The sequence below is a fragment of the Novosphingobium sp. BL-A-28-Hi1-0D genome (assembly GCF_055521755.1).
In genome coordinates, this window is the sequence record NZ_CM145502.1 from 2,121,632 (window position 1) to 2,142,992 (window position 21,361).

General features: G+C 62.8%; 20 protein-coding genes, 1 tRNA gene and 2 pseudogenes. 12 read left to right on the forward strand and 11 right to left on the reverse strand.

Translation table 11 applies throughout. The annotated features are described in order from the left end of the window. Window positions 1–6: 6 nt before the first annotated feature. From ACZ1JW_RS10385 to yghU, 5 genes are all read right to left on the reverse strand, one after another. Window positions 7–1,050 carry a MarR family transcriptional regulator gene (locus tag ACZ1JW_RS10385; protein ID WP_465140511.1) on the reverse strand — a complete coding sequence of 348 codons (1,044 nt, stop codon included), beginning with the start codon at window positions 1,048–1,050 and terminating at the stop codon, window positions 7–9. An 87-nt stretch (window positions 1,051–1,137) separates the two neighbouring features. After that, a complete protein-coding gene (locus ACZ1JW_RS10390; protein WP_465140512.1) occupies window positions 1,138–1,653 on the reverse strand; it encodes a L,D-transpeptidase family protein in 516 nt (171 codons plus the stop codon). A gap of 55 nt (window positions 1,654–1,708) precedes the next feature. After that, entirely contained in the window at window positions 1,709–2,998 is a 1,290-nt protein-coding gene (locus ACZ1JW_RS10395) for an adenylosuccinate synthase (RefSeq protein WP_465123625.1), read from the reverse strand. A 146-nt stretch (window positions 2,999–3,144) separates the two neighbouring features. Further along, window positions 3,145–3,219: transfer RNA gene (locus ACZ1JW_RS10400), tRNA-Gln, on the reverse strand. A 100-nt stretch (window positions 3,220–3,319) separates the two neighbouring features. Further along, window positions 3,320–4,186, reverse strand: a complete 867-nt coding sequence (gene yghU / locus ACZ1JW_RS10405) for a glutathione-dependent disulfide-bond oxidoreductase (protein WP_465140513.1) — start codon at window positions 4,184–4,186, stop codon at window positions 3,320–3,322. 91 nt (window positions 4,187–4,277) lie between these two features. On the opposite strand from yghU, the gene ACZ1JW_RS10410 reads away from it, so the two are divergent. Beyond that, entirely contained in the window at window positions 4,278–5,297 is a 1,020-nt protein-coding gene (locus tag ACZ1JW_RS10410) for a DNA topoisomerase IB (protein ID WP_465142761.1), read from the forward strand. Between the two features lie 6 nt (window positions 5,298–5,303). Here the strand turns inward: ACZ1JW_RS10410 and ACZ1JW_RS10415 are convergent, their stop codons facing one another. Further along, the gene (locus ACZ1JW_RS10415) at window positions 5,304–6,662 is read right to left on the reverse strand and encodes a peptidylprolyl isomerase (protein WP_465140514.1); all 1,359 of its coding nucleotides are present in this window, start codon (window positions 6,660–6,662) and stop codon (window positions 5,304–5,306) included. Window positions 6,663–6,819: 157 nt separating this feature from the next. Next, window positions 6,820–9,102, reverse strand: coding sequence for an LPS-assembly protein LptD (locus tag ACZ1JW_RS10420; RefSeq protein ID WP_465140515.1), 2,283 nt, complete (start codon window positions 9,100–9,102; stop codon window positions 6,820–6,822). A gap of 98 nt (window positions 9,103–9,200) precedes the next feature. On the opposite strand from ACZ1JW_RS10420, the gene ACZ1JW_RS10425 reads away from it, so the two are divergent. The 7 genes and pseudogenes from ACZ1JW_RS10425 to ACZ1JW_RS10455 all read left to right on the forward strand — a co-directional run bounded on the left by ACZ1JW_RS10425 (window position 9,201) and on the right by ACZ1JW_RS10455 (window position 14,618). Further along, window positions 9,201–10,658: a leucyl aminopeptidase gene (locus ACZ1JW_RS10425; RefSeq protein ID WP_465140516.1), complete on the forward strand. Its 1,458-nt coding sequence runs from the start codon at window positions 9,201–9,203 to the stop codon at window positions 10,656–10,658. Window positions 10,659–10,673: 15 nt separating this feature from the next. Continuing rightward, window positions 10,674–10,817, forward strand: a complete 144-nt coding sequence (locus ACZ1JW_RS10430; RefSeq protein ID WP_465142762.1) for a DUF2256 domain-containing protein — start codon at window positions 10,674–10,676, stop codon at window positions 10,815–10,817. Then, window positions 10,817–11,248 carry a DNA polymerase III subunit chi gene (locus ACZ1JW_RS10435; protein WP_465140517.1) on the forward strand — a complete coding sequence of 144 codons (432 nt, stop codon included), beginning with the start codon at window positions 10,817–10,819 and terminating at the stop codon, window positions 11,246–11,248. The genes ACZ1JW_RS10430 and ACZ1JW_RS10435 overlap by 1 nt, the downstream gene beginning before the upstream one ends. Window positions 11,249–11,327: 79 nt before the next feature. Beyond that, the gene (gene ndk / locus ACZ1JW_RS10440; RefSeq protein ID WP_465123618.1) at window positions 11,328–11,750 is read left to right on the forward strand and encodes a nucleoside-diphosphate kinase; all 423 of its coding nucleotides are present in this window, start codon (window positions 11,328–11,330) and stop codon (window positions 11,748–11,750) included. A 273-nt stretch (window positions 11,751–12,023) separates the two neighbouring features. Continuing rightward, window positions 12,024–12,407 (forward strand): annotated as a pseudogene (locus ACZ1JW_RS10445) (TonB-dependent receptor plug domain-containing protein); the annotation flags it as partial. A gap of 489 nt (window positions 12,408–12,896) precedes the next feature. Then, window positions 12,897–14,288 (forward strand): annotated as a pseudogene (locus ACZ1JW_RS10450) (TonB-dependent receptor); the annotation flags it as partial. 84 nt (window positions 14,289–14,372) lie between these two features. Further along, entirely contained in the window at window positions 14,373–14,618 is a 246-nt protein-coding gene (locus ACZ1JW_RS10455; RefSeq protein ID WP_465123617.1) for a hypothetical protein, read from the forward strand. Here ACZ1JW_RS10455 and ACZ1JW_RS10460 read toward each other — a convergent pair. Genes ACZ1JW_RS10460 through purM form a run of 3 tightly spaced genes read right to left on the reverse strand, consistent with a single transcriptional unit; the run spans window position 14,615 to window position 17,805 of the window. Further along, window positions 14,615–15,757, reverse strand: a complete 1,143-nt coding sequence (locus ACZ1JW_RS10460) for an MFS transporter (protein ID WP_465140518.1) — start codon at window positions 15,755–15,757, stop codon at window positions 14,615–14,617. The genes ACZ1JW_RS10455 and ACZ1JW_RS10460 overlap by 4 nt on opposite strands. A gap of 7 nt (window positions 15,758–15,764) precedes the next feature. Continuing rightward, complete coding sequence (gene purN, locus ACZ1JW_RS10465) at window positions 15,765–16,706, reverse strand: phosphoribosylglycinamide formyltransferase (RefSeq protein ID WP_465123615.1); 942 nt, start codon at window positions 16,704–16,706, stop codon at window positions 15,765–15,767. Then, entirely contained in the window at window positions 16,699–17,805 is a 1,107-nt protein-coding gene (gene purM, locus ACZ1JW_RS10470; protein ID WP_465140519.1) for a phosphoribosylformylglycinamidine cyclo-ligase, read from the reverse strand. Before purM ends, purN begins: the two co-directional genes overlap by 8 nt. Window positions 17,806–17,917: 112 nt before the next feature. Between purM and ACZ1JW_RS10475 the strand changes: the two genes are divergently transcribed. Genes ACZ1JW_RS10475 through ACZ1JW_RS10490 form a run of 4 tightly spaced genes read left to right on the forward strand, consistent with a single transcriptional unit; the run spans window position 17,918 to window position 20,947 of the window. Beyond that, the gene (locus ACZ1JW_RS10475) at window positions 17,918–19,189 is read left to right on the forward strand and encodes a heavy-metal-associated domain-containing protein (protein WP_465140520.1); all 1,272 of its coding nucleotides are present in this window, start codon (window positions 17,918–17,920) and stop codon (window positions 19,187–19,189) included. A 32-nt stretch (window positions 19,190–19,221) separates the two neighbouring features. Next, window positions 19,222–19,836: an HdaA/DnaA family protein gene (locus ACZ1JW_RS10480; RefSeq protein WP_465140521.1), complete on the forward strand. Its 615-nt coding sequence runs from the start codon at window positions 19,222–19,224 to the stop codon at window positions 19,834–19,836. Between the two features lie 26 nt (window positions 19,837–19,862). After that, window positions 19,863–20,579 carry a serine O-acetyltransferase EpsC gene (gene epsC, locus ACZ1JW_RS10485; protein WP_465140522.1) on the forward strand — a complete coding sequence of 239 codons (717 nt, stop codon included), beginning with the start codon at window positions 19,863–19,865 and terminating at the stop codon, window positions 20,577–20,579. A gap of 35 nt (window positions 20,580–20,614) precedes the next feature. Beyond that, the gene (locus ACZ1JW_RS10490) at window positions 20,615–20,947 is read left to right on the forward strand and encodes a DUF2794 domain-containing protein (protein ID WP_465123610.1); all 333 of its coding nucleotides are present in this window, start codon (window positions 20,615–20,617) and stop codon (window positions 20,945–20,947) included. Between the two features lie 5 nt (window positions 20,948–20,952). Here the strand turns inward: ACZ1JW_RS10490 and ACZ1JW_RS10495 are convergent, their stop codons facing one another. Then, a complete protein-coding gene (locus ACZ1JW_RS10495) occupies window positions 20,953–21,351 on the reverse strand; it encodes a PaaI family thioesterase (RefSeq protein ID WP_465140523.1) in 399 nt (132 codons plus the stop codon). Window positions 21,352–21,361: the final 10 nt, after the last annotated feature.

Here is a 21,361-nt window from a genome sequence, read left to right on the forward strand (position 1 = left end):
CTTTGTTCACAGAGGCAACGCGGTGGCTTCGATCTCCGCGAAGTAATGCGCCATGCTCTCGGCCGCCTTGTCGGACAGTGCAATAAAGGCCCGGCGACGATCTGTGGCATCCTCGGCACGGCAGAGCAGGCCGGCATCGGTCATCTGGCTGATCCAGCGCAGCGCCGTAGTCGGCGGTACGCCAGACGCGATACACAGCGAGGTTACCGATACCCGCTTGTGCTCCGACCGCGCTGCCGTCAGATCGAGGAGCATGTCCCAGGCGGGATCTGCAAACAGTTCGCCTTCGAAGAACCTGGCACGCAGCTGGCGCTGGCGGATGATCTTGCGGACCAGCCGGGGATCGGGAAGCGACGCGCGTTTACCCCGAACCAGGCGCTGCGTGGCAAGATCTCGGTCGCCGGTAGCATCGAAAGCAAAAGCTGAGGCTTCAACCCTGCTGGTCTCTGGGCTTGCCCCCGAGAGAGACTCGAGACGCTGCGCAATTTCGCCGACCTGCTGGGTCAGCCGAAGGAGCGACATTCGGTCATGGTCGGACAGTTCACGCACACGCCCGCCGCGAGCAGCCATCTCGGGCATTGAAAGAATGTGGCCAAGCGCAATCACGCGATCGGCCCGGCCGGGGCTTACAAGAATCTGCGCTGCGGACTGATCAAGGCAGCCGAAGACATCGTCGAGCGAACCCATGCTGGTTGAAACCACCATTTGCGCGCCGCTCTTGGCAACTCGCGCATCCAGCAGGGCAAGTGCCGCCATTTCTGCCGCTTCGAGGACCGGGCAATCTATGAGGACGAGGTCGCCAAGCGGGTATTCTCGGGCAGAGTCTAGCAGCGTGGCAATCTCTGCCGCGCTTGCAACGCGCAGGCCTGCTGCGGCTGCATCCTCGGCCATTTCCATGCGCAAGTAGGCCCGGTCGGAAAAGATCGAAACGGCAAGGGGCGAACAGGGGCTGAGCCACGCCACGTCGGCTCCTGTCTGGCCAGGGTCGGCCCGGTCGGTGTCATCGTTCCATGTGTAATCGAACCGCGCTGCCGCCTGATCCAGTGCCATTGCCGTTGTCCCTCAGTAAACGCCCTAAGTGCGAACATGAGTGGAACAAATGAGGATCAGGTCAAGACTGATTACTTCGATTTTGGATCAAGTCACTATCTCGATGGGCGTCCCATCGGGCACAAGTTGCCACAAATCATCGATTTCTTCGTTGGCAAGTGCAATGCAGCCGTCCGTCCAATCACCCTCGATGCGTCCGCTTTCGAGTGAGTTTGGCTGTCCGTGGATGAAAAACTGCCCGCCGGGCGACCGCCCACGCGACTCGGCATAAGCTTTGTCCATGGCGTTCGGATAGGAGATGTGGAGCGAGAAGTGATAGCTGCTCGAGGGGTTGGCGTAGTCAATCAGGTAGCGGCCTTCGGGCGTCCGTTCGTCACCTTCAAGACGCTTTGCCCCAATCGGATCGTCACCAAGCTGGATTCCTGTGATGACGCGCAGTGGCCGACCGTTGGCGTCTAGCAGCAACAGACGCCGCGCTGCCTTCTCGACACGCACCGAAGCGATATCGTCGGCGCTCAAGGCGCGAGTTTTCGCAGTTGATCCAACCGAGCTCTGCAACAGCAGGGCCAGTGGAAGAATGATCGTCAGCAAAGGACGGGCCATCGCGCGAGACTACGCTAGACCCGTCCTGCTCCCAAGACCTTGCTGACCGAAATGTTCAGTCGACGAAGGGATCGCGGACAAGGATCGTGTCCGCCCGCTCAGGGCTGGTTGAAACGAGCGCAACTGGCGTCTCGATCAATTCCTGTACGCGCTGGATATATTTTATCGCCTGTGCGGGGAGGTCGGCCCATGAACGGGCACCGGCGGTTGTGCCGACCCAGCCGTCCATCTCTTCGTAGATCGGCTCGACTTCGGCCTGATCCGCAGCGTGAGCCGGGAAGTAGTCCAGGACCTTACCGCGCAGGCGATAGCCGGTGCAGATTTTCACCTTCTCGAAGCCGTCGAGCACGTCAAGCTTGGTGAGTGCAATGCCGGTCACGCCCGAGATCGCACAGGACTGGCGCACCAGCACTGCATCGAACCAGCCGCAACGGCGCTTGCGCCCGGTGACGGTACCGAATTCATGGCCACGCTCGCCAAGGCGCTGGCCGACTTCGTCTTCAAGCTCGGTCGGGAAGGGACCCGAACCGACGCGCGTGGTGTAGGCCTTGACGATGCCCAGCACGAACCCGGTCGACGAAGGACCAAGGCCCGAGCCCGAAGCGGCCGTGCCGGAAACCGTATTCGACGAGGTGACGAACGGATAGGTGCCGTGGTCAACATCAAGCAGCACGCCTTGCGCGCCTTCGAAGAGGATGCGCGCGCCGGCCTTGCGGACCTGATTGAGGCGCTTCCAGACCGGCTGGGCAAACTGCAGCACATAGGGTGCAATTTCGCGCAGTTCGCTGATCAGGGCCTCGCGATCGACCGGGGGCTGGCCGAAGCCTGCGCGCAGCGCGTCGTGGTGCGCGCAGAGGCGATCAAGCTGCGAATCGAGCGCATCGAGATGGGCAAGGTCGCACACGCGGATGGCGCGGCGGCCCACCTTGTCTTCATAGGCCGGACCGATGCCACGGCCGGTCGTGCCGATCTTCCCGGCCCCGGCAGCCTGTTCGCGCAGGCCGTCAAGGTCGCGGTGGAGCGGCAGGATCAGCGGGCAGTTGTCGGCAATGGCGAAGTTCTCGGCATTGATCTCGACGCCCTGGCCAGTGAGTTTCTCGATCTCTGCCTTGAGTGCCCAGGGATCGAGCACCACGCCGTTGCCGATAATCGACAGCGTGCCAGTTACGATGCCCGAAGGCAGCAGCGAGAGCTTGTAGACCTGATCCCCTACGACCAGCGTGTGACCCGCATTGTGGCCGCCCTGGAAGCGGACGACAGCGTCAGCGCGGCTTGCCAGCCAGTCGACGATCTTGCCTTTGCCTTCGTCACCCCACTGGGCGCCGATCACGGTTACATTGGCCATGGATACACTCCTCCACCCTGCCAGGGCGGATCCAGAAACGCCCTTCGACAGGACTCGGCGTTGCGGACGGGATGAACGGGGAGGACCCCGGTTGTCGCTGCGCGCCCTAGGGGCAGACATGCTGCCAAGTCAAGGTCGCGCGCTGCTGGCTGGGGCGGCAGGATTCGAACCTGCGAATGCCGGTACCAAAAACCGGTGCCTTACCACTTGGCGACGCCCCAACAGGAGGCGCGCTTATAGCGTGGTCGGCGCGGTTGAAAAGAGGGATAAGGGGCGTGCGGGACAGTGCCTGCCGGCTTGCCGTCCCGCACGTGCCAAGTCTCAGAAACCTTTGACGATGCCTTGCAGCTTTTCGGGGGGAAGCGCATCGAAATCGCTTGCATCGTGCCGCTCGGCGATGCCCTTCTGCGAGTTCACCAGACGACCGCGCAGCACGCCGGGACGAGCATCGATCTCGGCAACCCAGCGGCCTACGTTCTCGTATTCGTGCATCGAAAGGAACGTCGCCGCTTCGCCGTAGGCCTCGCCGCGGTAGATGTTGCCGAACCAGGTGTAAGTGGCGAGGTCAGCGATGGTGTAGTCGTCACCGGCAAGGAAACGGGTCTTGGCCAGCTGCCGGTTGGCGACGTCAAACAGGCGCTTGGTTTCCATGGCATAGCGGTCGATCGCGTATTCGATCTTGATCGGCGCGTAGTTGTAGAAATGGCCGAAGCCGCCGCCGATGAACGGGGCAGAGCCCACCTGCCAGAAGAGCCAGGAGAGGCATTCGGCGCGGGCCGGGCCTGAGGTTGGCAAAAGCACGCCGAACTTTTCGGCAAGGTGCATCAGGATCGCGCCCGATTCGAACACGCGGAAGGGCTCTGGCCCCGACCGGTCGACCATCGCCGGAATCTTGGAGTTCGGGTTGATGTCGACGAAGCCCGAGGTGAACTGGTCACCCTCGAAGATCTTGATCAGCCAGGCGTCGTACTCAGCCTCGGAAAAGCCAAGCTGGAGCAACTCTTCCAGCATGATCGTGGCCTTCTGGCCATTGGGCGTACCCAGCGAATAGACTTGGAAAGGATGCTTGCCGACCGGAAGCTCACGCTCGCTCGTGGGCCCGGCGATCGGGCGGTTGACGCTGGCGAAGGCGCCGCCGTTGGCCTTGTCCCAAGTCCAGACCTTGGGTGGAACGTATTCTTCGGACATGCAGGGACTCCTTCGAAAATCGTTAGTGTTGCATACTATATTGCGGCCTTGCGGGTGGAACCGCAAGGGTCCCGTAGCCGTTCGCCGCCATATGGAGAGAAAAGCGCCTAACCTCGTACATGTCGATGACAACCTTCCCGGCATCATACGAAAACGACGCGGCAAGGGCTGGATCTATCTCGATGCGCGCGGTGAAAGGGTAACCGATTCCGCTGAGATCACGCGCCTCAATGCGATTGCGTTGCCCCCTGCTTATACCGACACCTGGTATTGTCCGGCCCCCAATGGCCACATCCTGGCGATGGGGATCGATGCCAAGGGGCGCAAGCAGTATCGCTACCACCCCGACTTCCGGGCAGAGCGCGAGGGCGAAAAGTTCGAACGCTGCGCACAGTTCGGACGCCTGCTGCCGTTGGTTCGCGCTCGGGTTGAGGAGGAACTGGCCTGCCGTGCACTGACGAGGGACCGATGCATTGCCAGCATCGTGCGCCTGCTTGACACCGGCGGCATCCGCATCGGCAACGAAGCCTATGCGCAGGCCAACAACAGTTTTGGTGCCACCACCTTGCGGATGCGGCATGCCGAGGTGACGGGGCAGGTCCTGTGCCTTCGTTTCAGAGCGAAGTCCGGCAAGGAGCGGGAGATGCGCGTGACTGACCGTGGTCTCGTGCGCTTCGTGCGCAAGATGCAGGATCTGCCGGGGCAGCATCTGTTCCAGTATCTCGATGAAACCGGCTGTGCCTGTCCCGTCGGTTCGGCCGAGGTGAATGCTTGGCTGCGCGACGTCATGGGTGAGGCCTTCACGGCGAAGCACTTCCGCACGTGGCGCGCGAGTGTGTTGGGCTTTGCTATCCTCGCAAATGCCAAGAACCGCATGCCGATGAAGGCGTTGCTGGAGGACGTATCGGACCATCTTGGGAATACGCCCGCGATAGCCCGCAAGAGCTATGTCCACCCTGCAGTGCTTGCGCTGGTCGAAGGTCAGGAAGAATGGCGCAGGACCTTGCGCCTGCCGAGAGCCACAAGCTGGCTTTCGCGCCACGAACGCGGGTTGATTGCCCATCTAGAGGATGGTCCGGCAGCGGCGCAATTGCTTGCCGCTGCCGGATGATCTGGATCAGTTGTATTCGATGACGGCGTCGCGACGAAGGTCGCGCAGGTAGGTCTGGGCGCGCTTGTTGACGCGGTCGTCCTCCATCTGGGCCATCATTTCGTCGAAGTTCGGACCGCTGGCGACCTGCGGATCATCGCGACCGCAGAGCATCAGCACGCGCACGCCTTCCTCAATCGAACCGAAGGGCGGCGTGGTCTGGCCAACGGGCAGGTTGAGCAGGGTTTCCTGAAGCGCACCCGGGAGATCGCGGGCCTTGATCTGGTCGTTGGCCACAACGGTCGCACCGATCTTGTTGGCCTGAGCTTCGGCATCGCCGCAGCCCTTGATCGCCTTCACCGTTGCGGCAAACTCCGCTGCTCGCTTTGTCGCCACATCGTTGGTCGTGCCCTTGGGGAACTCGATCGAGATCTGCTTGAGGCTGAGCAGGGCATCGCGCGGGTCTGCGGTCAGGACCTGGCGCTTGTCGATCAGGTACAGGATCGAGAAGCCGCCGCGAATTTCGACGGGCCCTGCCAACTGGCCGGGAGCCATGGTCGCCGCGGCCGTACCCAGTTCCGACGGCAGCTGGGCCAGACGGATCCAGCCAAGGTCGCCGCCGACCGATGCGGTAGATGCTTCAGAGTATTGGCGCGCATAGGCGACGAAGCTGCCGCCCTGCTTGAGCTGCTCGACGATCTTCTCGGCGTTGGCGAAAACTTGCGCCTTGTTCTCATCGTTCGCGGACAGGAAGATTTCGCCGATGCGGTATTCCTCGGTGCCCTTCGAGGCCTGAAGACGCTGGATCGCTTCCTGAACTTCGCCCTCGGAGATGTTCACGAAAGGCTGGACGTTGCGGCGGAGCAGGTTCTGCCATGCCAGTTCGCCACGGATCTGGCGCTTGAGCGATGCTGCCGACGAGCCGATGCGCGCCAGATACTTTTCCATCGCTTCGGGGGACTGGCCGAAGTTCTGCGTGGCGACGCGCTCGTAGGTCGCCTCGACCTGAGCGTCGTCGGCCGGGACGTCGGCAGCCTTGGCTTCCTGGATCTGCAGCGTTTCGTCGATCAGGTTGCGCAGCACCTGCATGCGGAGGCGCTCCTTTTCCTCGGCATCGATCTTGCCGCCATTTGCCGAGACGATCAGGGCAAGGCGCTGTTCTACATCGGTGCCGGTGACGATTTCGCCGTTGATGATCGCGGTCGCGCGGCGCACGTTCGGATCGTTGGTCCCGAACATCGTCGGGTTTGCCGGGATGTTGAGCGGAGCGTTGGCGCCCTGAGCGAGGACCGGCGAAGCGGCGGAGGAAAAGGCGGCCAGCGCCATCGCGGTGGAACCCAGCGTGCGCGAAATCGCCTTGCGGGTGATGTACAGCTTGGACGTCATGGTCTTGGAAGTGGTCCTGTCGAACTGGCGCTCGGATGGCGGCCTTCTTGTTATTCCGGTTCTCTGGCCGCGCACGGCTTAACCCAAGCTGAGTGGCGCATCGGACGCAAAAGGGCAATAGTCTGCAACCACAACCCGCCATCGAATGGCATTGGCGCTACTTCACTCCGAGATTCTTGAGCGAGAGCGACACCTGGAAGGAGTTGCCCCGAACCGCGTCGCCGATGTTCACGTAGTCGCGCCGCCAGGTGAACGACAGGTCGAGGCAATCGTCGGTGTAGGCCACGCCAAGGCGGTGGCGCAGCATCTGGAAGCCGTCCGAGGTAAGCGTCGGGTCCTCGTTGCGGTTGGTCAGGTTGACGATGGCAGAACCGAACACCGAGAATGTGCTGGTGATGGGCGTGCGCGCTGCAAATCGCAATTCCTCGCGGTCCTGCAGATCCTCGAACGTCGAAACCACGTTGCGGTTGAGTTTGAGATAACCCGCCTCGATATAGCGCCGATGATTGCCGATGGTCGCGTCGAACTCGTTGCGACGCAGGGCAAAGCTGTCCTTGTCGAGTCGGAAGCGGTGCGTGAACTTGATGATGTCGCCGAAGCGCACCGTGGTGCGGCCGACATAGTCCGATGCACGGTTCGTGAGACCCGTACCGTCAGGCAGCAGCGTGTCCTGCTTTGACAAGCGATAGCTCTGGCCGATGGTCGACGTGATGCGCAGGCCAGGACGCTGGAAGCTCCAGTCGAAGCCATAGGTGAAGCGTACACCATCCTCGATCCGGTCATGGCCAGGAAACCGGCTGAGCGAGAACAGGTTGGTGTCTTCAAGATCGACCGAGCGCGAATCCTCGTTCGGAATCTCGAAGTTGCGTACGCTCGGCGTGGCCACGATCTGAAAGCGCGGGGTGAGCACCTGCGTGCCGCCAAAGATGCCGCCGACGAACGGCCACTTCACGTCGAGTGCGGCTGTTGCGATTCCCCGCGTTTGCCAGCCCGGCAGGCCGCGGTAGACTGCGGTCGTGGTCAGTTCGTTCTCGGCGCTGTGATAGGCATCGCCGCGCACCAGCCCGGTGAGCGTCACTTCCTGACCAAGGCCAGTGATCGTGCGCAAGTCCCATTGGGCCTTGGCGAAGGCACGCTGGCTGTCCTGCCCTGCCGTGCGGACGATGGCGAGGCTGTTTGCCTCCAACTCGAATCTGCCAGGGACCCCGTCGAAAGACATGCGGCGGCGATAGTCGATCGCGGGCAGGGCCAGTGGCACCATGCCTTGCGGATCGTTGACTCGGACAGTCTGCGTGACCCAGCCGGCGATCGAAAGGTAGCTGTCGTCGTCGATCCGCTCGAGGTTTAGCGAAGAGCGCAGCCGGTCATCGCGGCTGATGTCGTAGCGGCGCAGGAAGGTGCGGTCAGACGCGAGCCGGCCGTTGCCGGTCAGGCTCCAGTGCGGCGAGAACTGCAGCTTGCCGTTCGCCTCGATATAGCCGCGCCACGATTGCTGGCTGGCATTCGCCCCGCCAGTGGCGTTGCTGCCTAGCGGGATGCGCGAACTGCGGGTTGCGTAGCCGGTCACCTGAAATGCGCCGAGATCAGTGAGGTGCCGGTACTTCGCTGTAAGCATCGGCAGCGAGCCGGTGTAGAACGTGCCGGTCAATGCAAGGTCGCGGTTGTCGGCAATTCGCCAGTACCACGTCTCGCTGATTTCCGCGCCGTTGGCCGCGCCAAGGCGAAAATCGGGAATCAGCAGCCCGGTTTCCGCGCGGAAGTCCGATGTATGGCCAAGGCCCGGCAACGGCAGGATCGGCACGCCGAACATGCGCAGTGTCGCGCCCTTGTACTTCACGCGTTTCTGCTTGGCGTCGAAATAGACGCGGGCGGCGGTCACTTCCCAACTGGGTTTCTTGGGGCAGCCCTTGCCGTCTTCCACTGCGCAGCCTGAGTAGGCCGCGTTTTCCAGCGTCATGTTGCCGAATTCGTCGCGGGTACCGCGCTCTGCGGCGAGCCGTCCACCCGTGCGCAGGACCACGAGAAGATCCTCGATCGCTCCGGCCTTGAACTCGTCGGTCAATTCGACCTTGTCGGTATAGACGATATTGCCGTCATCATCGACGAAGCGGATATTGCCTGTGGCGAGGATCTGGCCAGAATTCCGGTCCCACGTGACATTGTCGGCCCGCACGGTCTGGGTCTCGTGACGCAGGACCACGTTGCCGTCGGCATAGACCTTCTCGGCGTTGCTGTCGTAGCGGACCTTGTCTGCTTCGAAGCGCACCTGATCGTCGACGGACGATTCGTCCCCCTTGGGCGATGTCAGAGGCGCTTCCTGCGCCAAGGCATGCGGGACAAGCCAGCAGAACAGTGCCAACACGGAAGGGGTGGTTGCAAGACGCGCAAGGCGCAAGCGTCGGTAAAGGGCTTGCGGCTGCGGCCGCCGGGCGGGTTGCATGGGTTGCCTATCGCACCAGTGCACCCTAACTGCAATTCCACATTTTTCACGCTTGCCGATACGCGTCAAAGCGTGACGCCTTTCCGACAGGAGTTCCCATGAAGGTCGTGTTCCGCACCAGCGATGCCCCGCTCCCCCGTCTCGTCGCCCGGCTGGTGACGCAGGATGCGCTTCCTGCCGATCTCGATGCCGTGGTGCGCGAAGGTGCTGTGGCTGCGCGGTTCAGCGGGAAAGCGGGGCAGGTGTTCGAAGCCTTCCTGGCTGGCGATGGTGGTGTGAAGCGCGTTGCCCTTGCAGGGCTGGGCAAGGCTGACGCGGCAGAGCGCAGCGCCAACCTCGAGAAGGCAGGGGCTGCGCTTACCGCCAAGTATCTGACGTCGGGCGAAGCGGCGCTGGCCATCGACTTTACCAACACGGGCCTAACCGGGGCGGAGGCTGCCTCGGTGCTGTTCGGCGCGCGCCTGCGCGGCTGGCGGCACGATGTCTATCGCACCAAGCTTGCCGCAGAGCAGAAGCCTTCGTTGGCAGAGATCGTGGCAGTTGGCGCACCTGAAGGCACGGCTGCGTCTTGGGAAATCGAGGCCGCTCTGGCCGAAGGTGTCGAGTTTACCCGTGAACTCGTCGCCGAACCGGCCAACATTATCTACCCCGAAAGCTTCGTCGAACGCGCCAAGGCCCGCCTTGAAGGCACCGGTGTCGAGATCGTCGTCCTCGGCCTTGCCGAGATGAAGGCGCTGGGCATGGGCGCTCTGCTGGGCGTCGCCCAAGGTTCGGTGCGCGAGCCTAGGCTGCTCGCGATGCGCTGGAAGGGTGCCGAAGCTGCGCAGCCCACCGCGTTTGTCGGCAAGGGCGTGACTTTCGATACCGGCGGTATTTCGATCAAGCCTGCGGCGGGCATGGAAGACATGAAGTGGGACATGGGCGGTGCCGCTGCGGTTGCGGGCACGATGCTCGCGCTCGCCCGGCGCAAGGCCAAGGCGGACGTGATCGGCGTCTGCGGTCTGGTCGAGAACATGCCCGATGGCAATGCCCAGCGCCCCGGCGACGTGGTCACCTCTATGTCCGGCCAGACGGTCGAAGTGATCAACACCGATGCTGAAGGGCGTCTGGTGCTGTGTGACGCGCTGACATGGGTGCAAAAGGAATACAGCCCCAAGACCGTGATCGACCTTGCCACGCTGACCGGCGCGATCATCATCTCGCTCGGTCACGAGTATGGCGGCATGTTCAGCAACGACGATGCATTGGCGGCCAAGCTCGATGCAGCGGGCAAGGACAGCGGCGACAAGCTCTGGCGCTTCCCTATCGGCGCGGCTTACGACAAGCTGATCGACAGCCCGATTGCCGACATGAAAAACGTCGGTCCCCGCTATGGCGGATCGATCACCGCCGCGCAGTTCCTCCACCGCTATATCGACAAGGGCGTCGCATGGGCGCACCTCGACATTGCCGGGATGGTCTGGGCCGACAAGCCGGGCCAGACCTGGGACAAGGGTGCAACCGGCTATGGCGTGCGTCTGCTCGACCGCTACGTCCGCGACGTGCTGGAGGCCTGATCTCCCGTGCCCAAGATGCGGCGCAAGTCTGAACTGCCTAGCAAGACTTGCGCCGGTTGCGGCCTGCCGTTCACGTGGCGCAAGAAGTGGGAGCGGGATTGGGACAACGTGAAGTTCTGTTCCGACAGGTGCCGCAGCGGAAAGGGTAAAGCAGGCTGATGCGCGTCGATTTCTATCAGCTTACCAATGATCCTGCCGAACAGGTCCTGCCGCTGATCGCGCGCAACACGCTTGCAGCCGGTGAACGACTGTTGGTCGTGTCGGAAGACGAGGCGCAGCTTCACCGCGTTGGCGAGGCGCTGTGGACACGATTGCCCGAGACGTTCCTTGCCAACGGGCGTGCCGGGGGCGGCCATGAGGAACGCCAGCCAATTCTTCTATCGGATGCTCCCGAGCCTGTGAATGGTGCGAAGTTCATGGCGCTGGCGGATGGGGTCTGGCGCGAGGGCGAGTTCGAACGGGTGTTCCTGCTCTTCCCGCCCGCCCGCATCGATGACGCTCGCGGTTGCTGGCGCATGCTCGGTACGCGCGAAGGCGTCGAGCGGCGCTACTGGCGTCAGGATGCCGGCAAATGGAAGGAAGGGCCCTGAGGCCACTATCCTTGCGCCTCGTCGCAAACATCGCTAGGGGCGCGGCCAACGAAATTCCATACATCGCAAGGAACATCCCATGGCGGTTACCCGCACCTTTTCGATCATCAAGCCCGACGCCACGCGCCGCAACCTGACCGGTGCGGTCACCAAGATGCTTGAAGAAGCCGGCCTACGCGTCGTTGCTTCCAAGCGCATCCACATGACCCGCGAGCAGGCCGAGGGCTTCTACGCCGTTCACCGCGAGCGCCCCTTCTTCAACGACCTCGTCGAGTTCATGATCTCGGGTCCGGTCGTCGTGCAGGTGCTCGAGGGCGAGAACGCCATGCAGCGCAACCGCGATATCATGGGCGCAACCAACCCTGCCAATGCCGAACCCGGCACGATCCGCAAGGAACTGGCTGAATCGATCGAAGCCAACACCGTTCACGGTTCGGATTCGGACGAGAACGCGGCGATTGAGATCGCCTACTTCTTCAAGCCTGAAGAAATCGTCGGCTGATCGGCGCAAGTCACTGCACATGAAAAGGGCCGGGGCAGCGATGTCCCGGCCCTTTTGCGTTTGGGTAGATGCACCTTTGCACAATGTTGCAGGGATGCAACGCATCATTGCAAAAGCTCTGTTATCGTCGATAACAAACTTTGTATGTTCTGCTTACAAGTGTTAGGAAAGTAGCTGTTCCGAAACGAGAACAGGCGGGCCTTCGGGCTCATTCAGGGAGGATACCTGATGTTTTTCCAACGCGCTTCCGCGCGCCTTCTGGCGCGTACGAGCATGTTCGCTGCCGCAGCTTTTGCACTTTCCCAGCCGGTCCTTGCACAGGATGCTGCGCAGGAAGCTGTCTCTGACGATAATGGCGGCGAAATCATCGTGACCGCGCAGAAGCGTGCGCAGTCGCTGTCGGACGTCTCGCTATCAGTTGCAGCCGTCGGCACCGAGCAGCTTGCTGCCAACAACACTGTCAACCTCGAAGGCCTGCAGGCGCTGGTTCCGTCGATCAGCTTCGGCAATGACTTCAACTTCGCCAAGCTGTTCATCCGCGGCATCGGCCTGTCGAGCTCGCTGCCGGGCGTCGATCCCTCGGTCGCGCTGCACGTTGATGGCGTCGTCGTGAGCCTTGCGCAGGCGCAGCTCGGTTCAATGTTCGATCTTGAGCGCGTCGAAGTGCTGCGCGGGCCGCAGGGCACGCTCTATGGCCGCAACGCCACCGGCGGCGCAGTCAACCTCATCACCGCCAAGCCAACCGACAAGCTCGACGGATACGTCCGCCAGACCCTCGGCGGCGATGCGTTCCTGGTTCAGACCGATGCCGCCATCGGAGGACCGATTACCGAGGGCGTTCGCGCTCGCCTCGCCGTGCAACGCATCAAGCGCGATGGCTTCGGCATCAACGAGTTCACCGGCAATCAGATCGACAACGCCAACCAGTGGTCGGTGCGCGGTCACCTGCAGTTCCTGCCGAGCGACAAGCTCTCGATCCTGCTGACCGGCGAACTCCACACCGAGAACGACCGTTCGTTGGCCGTGAAGTTCCGCGAGGTTTCGTTCCCCGGCACGCAGGTGGCCAGCCTCACGGCGCTGGGCCAGCGCACCAATGCAGACGGCAGCGCTGCTTCTTTCGCGAAGAACGTGCGCAATCTGAACACCAACTATGACCCGATCAACGATCGCAAGCAGTACGCCTTCACCGGTATCCTCGATTATGCGGCGTCTGATACGGTCTCGCTCAAGTCGCTGACGAGCTATCGCAATTTCCGCGCGATCTTCTTCCACGACTTCGACATGTCGTCCTACGCTGGCTATCCGCTGGCGCAAACCACCGCCGTGCGCACCAGCGCGAACCACTGGCAGCCGGTCTTCGAAAACCAGTTCAGCCAGGAACTTCAGGCCAACATCGATACCGACAAGCTGCATGCGGTCTTTGCCGGATTCTACCTGAAGGACCACATCCGCGTCGAAAACCACATCGGCTTCGACGTGCTGACCAACACCGATCCCTATCGCGTGCAGTTTGACGGCAAGCTCGACGTTGAGACTTGGGCCGTGTTCGGTAACGTCACCTACGACCTGACCGAACAGTTCTCGCTCAAGGCCGGAGGCCGCTACTCTTGGGAAAAGCGCAAGATCCAGAACAACAGCGGCATCGGCACGGCCGCAACTGGCTTCGTGCTCGATCCTCTGCAGTGGAACACGTCCAAGACCTGGGACGACTTCTCGCCGTCGCTCGGCGTCGAGTTCCGCCCGAACGCCGACGTGATGGCCTATTTCAACTGGTCGCGGGGCTTCAAGTCGGGCACGGCCGAGATCGGTTCGCGCCGTTCGGCAGTGGCTACTACGCCGTTTGTGAACCCCGAGAAGGTCGAGGCCTTCGAAGGCGGCATCAAGTACAGCGCAGGCACGCTGCAGACCAACCTTGCAGTGTTCTACCAGAAGCTCAAGAACGGCCAGTTCCAGCGGACCTTCCCGATCCCGAACCCACCGTTCTTTGCCAGCGCGCTTGAGAACGCCGCTGAATCGCGGGCCTATGGTGCTGAGTTCGAACTGCGCTGGCGCCCGATCGATGGCCTCGCCATCGATGCGTCTGCAGCCTACCTCAACTCGAAGTTCACCAAGTTCTTCTCCAAGAACCCGCTGAATGCGGCCCTCTTCGGTCCCGGCGGCGCGGCGCTGCCTGACGAGGATCTCTCAGGCAATGCCACCCGCATGAGCCCGAAGTGGACGCTGAACTTCAACCCGACCTACACTGCCGATCTTTCGAGCGGTGCAAGCGTGGTGTTCGGCACGAACGTCTCGTATCGTTCGAAGCAGTACCACACTGAGTTCAACGACGATCGCATGGCCGCTGACGCTTATGTGATGGTCGATGCCAACGTGAAGTACCGCCACTCGGACGACCGGACTTCGGTCAACCTGTGGGTGCGCAACCTGACCAATGAACTGGTCTGGGCGGGCAGCTATGCGGTGGCCACGAGCCGCACCATCGGTGGCACGCTGATGCCGCCGCGCACCTACGGCGTCACCTTGGGCTACGAATTCTGATCCACCCCGAAAGGGTAACCTCATCGGGCCGTCGGTTCACTCCGGCGGCCCTTTTTGTTACGCGGTTTGCCAAGGGAGATTCGCATGCAGGGAATGGGTGGGGGCGATTGCCCCTTTGCGTTCAATTTTGACGCCGCGACGTTCAAGGTCGGCGAAACTGTCAGCTACCGCATTGTCGGGAACCCGATGTTCGAGGACATGCCATTCGCGGGTGAGTTGCTCGAGGTGCACAACGACCATGTTGTAATCGCCGGCGACGTCAACGATCCCTCGGTACGCTATCGTGGCACCCGGGAAAGCCGCCCACAGGTGTCGGCGAGCGAGATCTAGGCGGTAATGCCACTCTCGCCGCGATACCACCGGGTCAGGCCCCAGGCGATCGTGGCGATGCCAAGCAGGCCGAGCAGGATGGGCAGGCTGTAGCCAAATCCGCCTGCGAGAATCAGGGCAGCCGCGATAGCGGCCGTGGAACAGCCCAGATCCCAGCCGCCTTCGGTCGCCATGTTGAAACGCAGTGTGCATTGGGAGCGCTGGGCCATGGCATAGAGGGGCGAGAGCATTGCCGTTGCCAACATCGGCATTGCGAGCGCGCCGAGCGCGGTGGCTATGAGCGCGGGAAGGGGAGACGACCAGGCCATTGCCTTGATCAGGAGCACGGCCGCGCCGAACCCATAGGCAAGCGCAAGCGAATGCGTACCGCGTCCGCGGTCGATCAGGCGCCCGATCAGCAGGCTTCCTGCCGCCGCTCCTATGCCCGCCAACGCCATCGCTCCGCCGAAGCTCTCGAAGCTCTGGCCAAGCGTCACGAAAAGCGCGAGATTCCATACCACCACCGAGCAACCTGCCTGCAGGCCCTCGGCAAAGTAGATGCGCCGACCGTTGCGGACGATGGTCGGATCGGCCCGGCTCTCACGGGGAATTTCCGGATTGGCCGCCCCGAAAAGGGGAAGGCCGGCGAGAAGCTGGATCGCGGCAATCACGGCGAAACCCGCAACCGGCCCCGCCCATGAGAGCAGGAATCCTCCGGCTACTGGAGCCACGATCCCCACGGCTGCAGTCGTCGCCTGCTGGATCGACACCTGCTTGCCCATCGCCTCGTTGTCGCCCGCGGCAGACACATAGGCGTGGTAACCGGTCCAGTAGAGTACGCTGCCGAGGCCGGAGACCACGATATAGGCCACAAGCATCGGGCTAAGCCCGGAGACGAGCGGCAGCATCAGGAAAGACACTGCGCGAATCCCGACGCCGAGCAGCAGCACCGTCCGCAAGCCATAGGCATAGGCCACCGGCAGGACCGCCGCTCGCAAGGCGAAGCGCGAGAGCAGGACCAGCGCGAAGCTTGCTAGCGCCAGCGAGGGGCTGAGCCCTTGCTTTATCAGGAAGCCCACCACGAACAGGCCACCGCTTGCCTCTACAAACGATTGCAGTCCTGCGTGTGCGTAGATTCGCTGGATCGTGGTGAGCGCCATTTTGCCCTCAGAATTCCATCATTGCGGCAAGGCGACGCGGAGCGACTGCAGCCCAGCTTCGGCGCAGCCAATCGGCAGCGTGATCCCAGTCCACGTCCGGGCGGTTGAGAATCAATCCTGCCCAGCCACTCGCGCCATAGTAGGCAGGGCGGAACCAGGTGTCCTCGTCCTGCTCGATCAGCGCGGCCAGTTCGTCCTGTCCGCTGGTCTTGACCAATAGGGCGACATGCGGCGTGCCATGATGCTGGTCGTTGAAGTAGGCGAAATACTTGCCACCGACACGCCATCCGGGAGCGCCATGGCTTTCGCGTTCCTCGACCTCGGGAAGTGCTGCGGTCAGAGCGCGAACCTTCTCCAGGAGCCAGTCCGCGCTGCGCTCACGCGCGACGTAAGCGGCGAGCGTGCGCGAATAGAGCTGGTGCTCGGCAAACAGGACACGGGCGGCGAGACTGTCGCCGGTATCTCCGGGAATAATCGCCACCGGCGTCTGGCCAAGGATCGGGCCATCGTCGAGTTCCGCCGTAACAAGATGGACCGTGCATCCGCCGTGGCTGTCACCCGCCTCGATTGCGCGGTCGTGGGTGTGCAGGCCCTTGTACTTGGGCAGCAGCGATGGGTGGATGTTGAGCATCCGTCCCTCCCAGCGCCCGACGAACTCGGGGCTGAGAATGCGCATGTAACCCGCCAGCGCGATGTAGCGGGCTCCCGCCTTGAGCACTTCGGCTTCCATGAGTGCGTCATGTTCAGGCCGCGGGATGCCCTTGTGAGGCAGGCAGAACGTCGCCACACCTTCGGCCTCGGCCAGCTTGAGGCCCGAGGCTTCCGGGTTGTTCGAAAGCACCAGAACGATTTCGTAAGGGCAATCCGCCGCACGACTGGCATAGAGCAGCGCGGCCATGTTGGTGCCGCTTCCCGATATGAAGACGGCGACGGGAACGCGATCAGCCAAGATGCGTCGCTTCCCACGCTTCGCGCGCCGACCAGGTCTCGACGCTGCCGGTAACCGTGCAGCCCTTCTCGCCCGCAACGATCTCGCCGACGCGATAGACCGTCTCTCCGGCTGCGGTCAGGTCTGCACTGAGCGAATCGACTTGCTCTGGTTCCACGGCGAGGATCATGCCGATGCCGCAGTTGAAGGTGCGGGCCATTTCCTCAGGCTCGATATTCCCCTGAGCCTGAAGGAAGGCCATTAGGCGGCTCTGCTCCCAGCTGTCAGCATCGATGCGGGCGTGCAGGCCTTTGGGCAGAACGCGGGGCACGTTTTCGAGCAGGCCACCACCGGTGATGTGGGCCAGCGCGTTGATTCTGCCTGAGCGAATGAAGGGCAGCAGGCTCTTCACGTAGATGCGGGTCGGCTCGATCAGATAGTCGATCAGCAGACGCTCGTTGTCGAACAGGGCGGGGCGGTCGAGCTTCCAGCCCTTGTCGGCAGCGAGACGGCGCACCAGCGAATAGCCGTTGGAATGAACGCCCGAGGACGCGAGCCCAAGCAACACGTTGCCAGCTGCCACGCGGTCACCGGTCAACTGCTCTCCGCGTTCGACCGCTCCGACGCAGAAGCCTGCAAGGTCGTAGTCGCCATCGGCGTACATGCCCGGCATTTCTGCGGTTTCGCCGCCGATCAGCGCGCATCCGGCGATCTTGCAGCCTTCGGCGATGCCGGCCACGACGCGCTCGGCCACGCCATTGTCGAGGCGACCGGTGGCGAAGTAGTCGAGAAAGAACAGCGGCTCGGCGCCCTGCACGATCAGGTCGTTCACGCACATCGCAACGAGGTCGATGCCGATCTGGTCGTGGCGGTCATGGTCGATGGCGAGCTTGACCTTGGTGCCTACGCCATCGTTGCCCGCAACCAGCAGCGGGTCCTTGTAGCCCGCTGCCTTGAGGTCGAAGAAGCCGCCGAAACCGCCCAGTTCGGCATCGGCGCCGGGGCGTGCGGTCGCCTTCGCGAGTGGGCCGATGGCCTTCACTAGCGCGTTGCCAGCGGCAATGTTCACGCCGGCCTTGGCGTAGCTGTAGCTCTCGGGCTTGTTCTGGTCGTCGCTCATGGAGCGCGCGCCTAGCGCTTTCTCGCTTGGATTTCCACTTGCCTTTGGGCAAAAGCCGAGAGCAAGGCCGGTTTGTCCCCGAATGTGCGGCCTCATTGCAATTGGAGTTCCCTTGGTCGCCCTGCGCCTGCCTTTCGAAAAAGCGAAGAACCGCAGGGCCATGGGCCTCGCTCTTGCCCTCATCGCGGGTGCCGGTGGTGCTGCGCTTTTGGCGCAGATCGAAGGTGATCGCGGCATTCCGCCGATTGCCAGCAACGGCGATTACGAGGTTCGCGGAATCGCGGTCAACGTCAGCGGCGACAACGCAGAGGATGCCCGCAACAAGGGCTGGCGCGAGGCGCAGCGCAAGGCGTGGGCCAAGTTGTGGGAGACCAATGGCAGCGGCGGGGCAGCGCCTGGGCTTGATGATTCGACCATCGAATCGATGGTTTCTGCCGTCGTGGTGGAGCGCGAGCAGATCGGCCCGCGTCGGTACATCGCCACGCTTGGGGTGATCTTCGACCGTGCGCGGACCGGCGAGCGGCTCGGTATGACGGGCGTGAAGGCGCGCTCGGCACCGCTGCTGGTCATTCCCGTGCTCTATCAGGGCGGGGTTGCCACCGTATTCGAGACGCGCACGCCCTGGCAGAAGGCCTGGGCCGAGTATCGTACCGGCAGCAGTGCAATCGACTATGTTCGTCCGGCCGGCGCGGGCTCCGATTCGCTGTTGCTGACGGCGGGCCAGCTGGATCGGCGCAGTCGCAACTGGTGGCGCCTGATTCTTGACGAATTTGGTGCGTCCGACGTGATCATGCCGATCGCGCGGCTGGAGCGGCAGTTCCCCGGTGGCCCGGTGAACGGCACGTTCACGGCGCGCTATGGCCCGGACAATCGTTTTCTCGGCAGCTTTACTCTCACCGCAAAGAGCGAGGCTGATGTCCCCACGATGCTCGAACAGGCGATTGGCCGACTCGACGGGATTTACACGCAGGCGCTGATTGCAGGCACGCTGAAGCCCGATCCGACGCTGAACATGGCTGCGGAGATCGACCCCAGGCTGATCGAGCAGACTCTCGCCACGGCAGGTCCGGTCGTCGCTTCGACGCAGGCGGCCGGTCCCGACGCAGCACCAGTGGCGACACCCACTACCAGCGCAAGCACGGCAGCGACGACGACTGTGACGATCCAGTTCGCGACGTCCGATGGCGCTGCTGTCGATGCTGGGATGGCCGCTGTACGCGGCGTCGCCGGCGTGAAAAGCGCGGTTTCCTCTTCGATTGCCATCGGTGGCACATCGGTGATGCGGGTAACCTACGCAGGCGATATCGATGCTCTAGCTGCCGCCCTGCGCGCGCAGGGCTGGCGAGTAACCGTGGGGGCTGGCGCCCTTTCGATCCGCAAGTAACCAAAACGGCAATTCGAGCGTATAAGCGGGAAATGTCGTCGCAGATTGCCCTTCCGCTGGTGACAGCGCGCGGAGCCGAGACCGTGGTCATGGGCTGCAGCCTCGCGCCCGTGATCGAGGCGCTGCAGTCTGCCGACCGCTGGCCGTTCCGCACCGCGATTCTTGCAGGGCCGCCACGCTCGGGCAAGAGCCTGCTCGCCCGCTGGTTTGCCGAGAGCGGCGCAGGCGAAGTGATGGATGGCGCCGATTCGCTCCCGGAGAATGACGTTTTCCATCGCTGGAACCGGGCGCAGGCCGATGGACGGCCGCTGTTGCTGGTGAGCGACAGGGCGCCGGGTGCTTGGAAAGTCGCGCTGCCCGACCTTGCCTCGCGACTGGGTTCGGCATTGCTGATCGAGATCGGGCCGCCGGACGACGAGCTTGTTGCAGGCCTGATCGTGGAACATTCGGCGCGGCGCGGGCTAGTTCTGGGTGAGCAGGTGCTGGCCTATCTGTTGCCCAGAGTGGAACGCGCGCATGCAGAAATCGAGTTGCTGATTGAAACTCTTGACCGTCTGTCTCTTGAGCGTAAATCACCCGTCACCATATCGCTGGTTCGCGACGCATTGGCCGAGCGGACAGGGGAATTCCAACCGCGCTTGCTTTAAGCGGTTGAAAGAGAGAGAATTGGGGCATGTTTGACGGCCTGATTGCCTATCTGGACTCGATCCGCTCACGCGATCCTGCGCCGCGTTCGCGGTGGGAAATCCTGCTGTACCCGGGCCTGTGGGCGATTGGTTTCCATCGCATCGCTCATTGGTTGTTCGAGGCCGAGCTCTATTTTCTCGCTCGTCTGGTCAACCATTTCTCCCGTTTCGTAACCGCCATCGACATTCATCCGGGCGCCAAGATCGGGAAGCACTTGTTCATCGACCATGGCTTCACCGTGATCGGCGAGACCGCGGAGATTGGCGACAATGTCACGATCTACCAGTGCGTCACGCTCGGCGGTACGAATCCGGCAAACGGTGTGCCTGGCAAGCGCCATCCGACGCTGTGTGACAATGCGATCATCGGTTCCGGGGCCCAGATACTCGGCCCTATTACAGTCGGACCCCGCGCCCGCGTTGGCGCCAATGCCGTCGTGACTGATGACGTGCCCGAAGGCGCGACGATGGTCGGTCTCAAAGCCCGCTCCACCCTCGTGCCCGCCGAAACGTGGCTCAAGGAGTTTATCCCCTACGGCACTCCCTGCAAGGAGCCGTGCGAACCCAATGGCGGCACGCGGGTTGACGAACTCGAAGCCGAATTGGCCCTGCTCAAAGCACAGGTTGCTGCGTTGATCGCGGCGCAGGACGGTGAAACTCCTGCGCCAACCCCCACCACCGTGGGCCGGAGGACGCGCCGCTGAGCTTGGGTGGGCCGGATGCGAGAACTCCCGGCAGCGTGGTGCCCTTTCCCGCTGCGCGTGCCGTTCAGCAGATCGGCTTCGAAAGGCTTGAACTGCTGAAAATCCTCGATCTCTATGGGAGGATGGTCGCGGCAGGCTTCTGGCGTGATTATGCGATGGACTTTGGCAAGGATGCAGCCGTTTTTGCGGCCTTCAAGCGCACGGCCGAGCGCCCTACTGCCCGCATCGAAAAGCGCCCTTCGCTGCGCGGCAAGCAAGGCATGTGGGCGCTGTTCGGCGAGGCGGGCCAAGTGCTCAAGCGCGGCCACGACCTCGCAGGCGTTCTCTCCCCGCTCGAACGCAAGCTGTTGAAGGTGGTCGAGGACTAGGGACCCTAGCCTTTCGGCTTGAGCAGGAAATTCATCCAGCAACTGGCAAGCGGCTTGGCCCGGTCCGCTTGCCATGCTTCGGCGCGTACGTTGGCGATGCGCCGTCCTGCACGGATCACTTCCCCGCGCGCGAAAGTTTCGACCGTGATGCCCCCCCTCAGGTACTCGACCGAGATGTTCACCGGCTTGATGCTGACCATCGTGTCTTCCTCGCCCAGTTCGGCGTGCAGAGCCATGATGGCGGCAATCTCGAGCATGCCCGCAATGGCCCCGCCATGAAGATAGCCGGGACGGCCCATCGCGCGGTCGGAGAAGTCCATGGCCAGAAGCGGAGCCCCGTCGAGCAATCCCGCTACCCGCATGCCCATCGAACGCGCATAGGGCGGGAGACGGTCTGACAGCATTCTTGCCTGA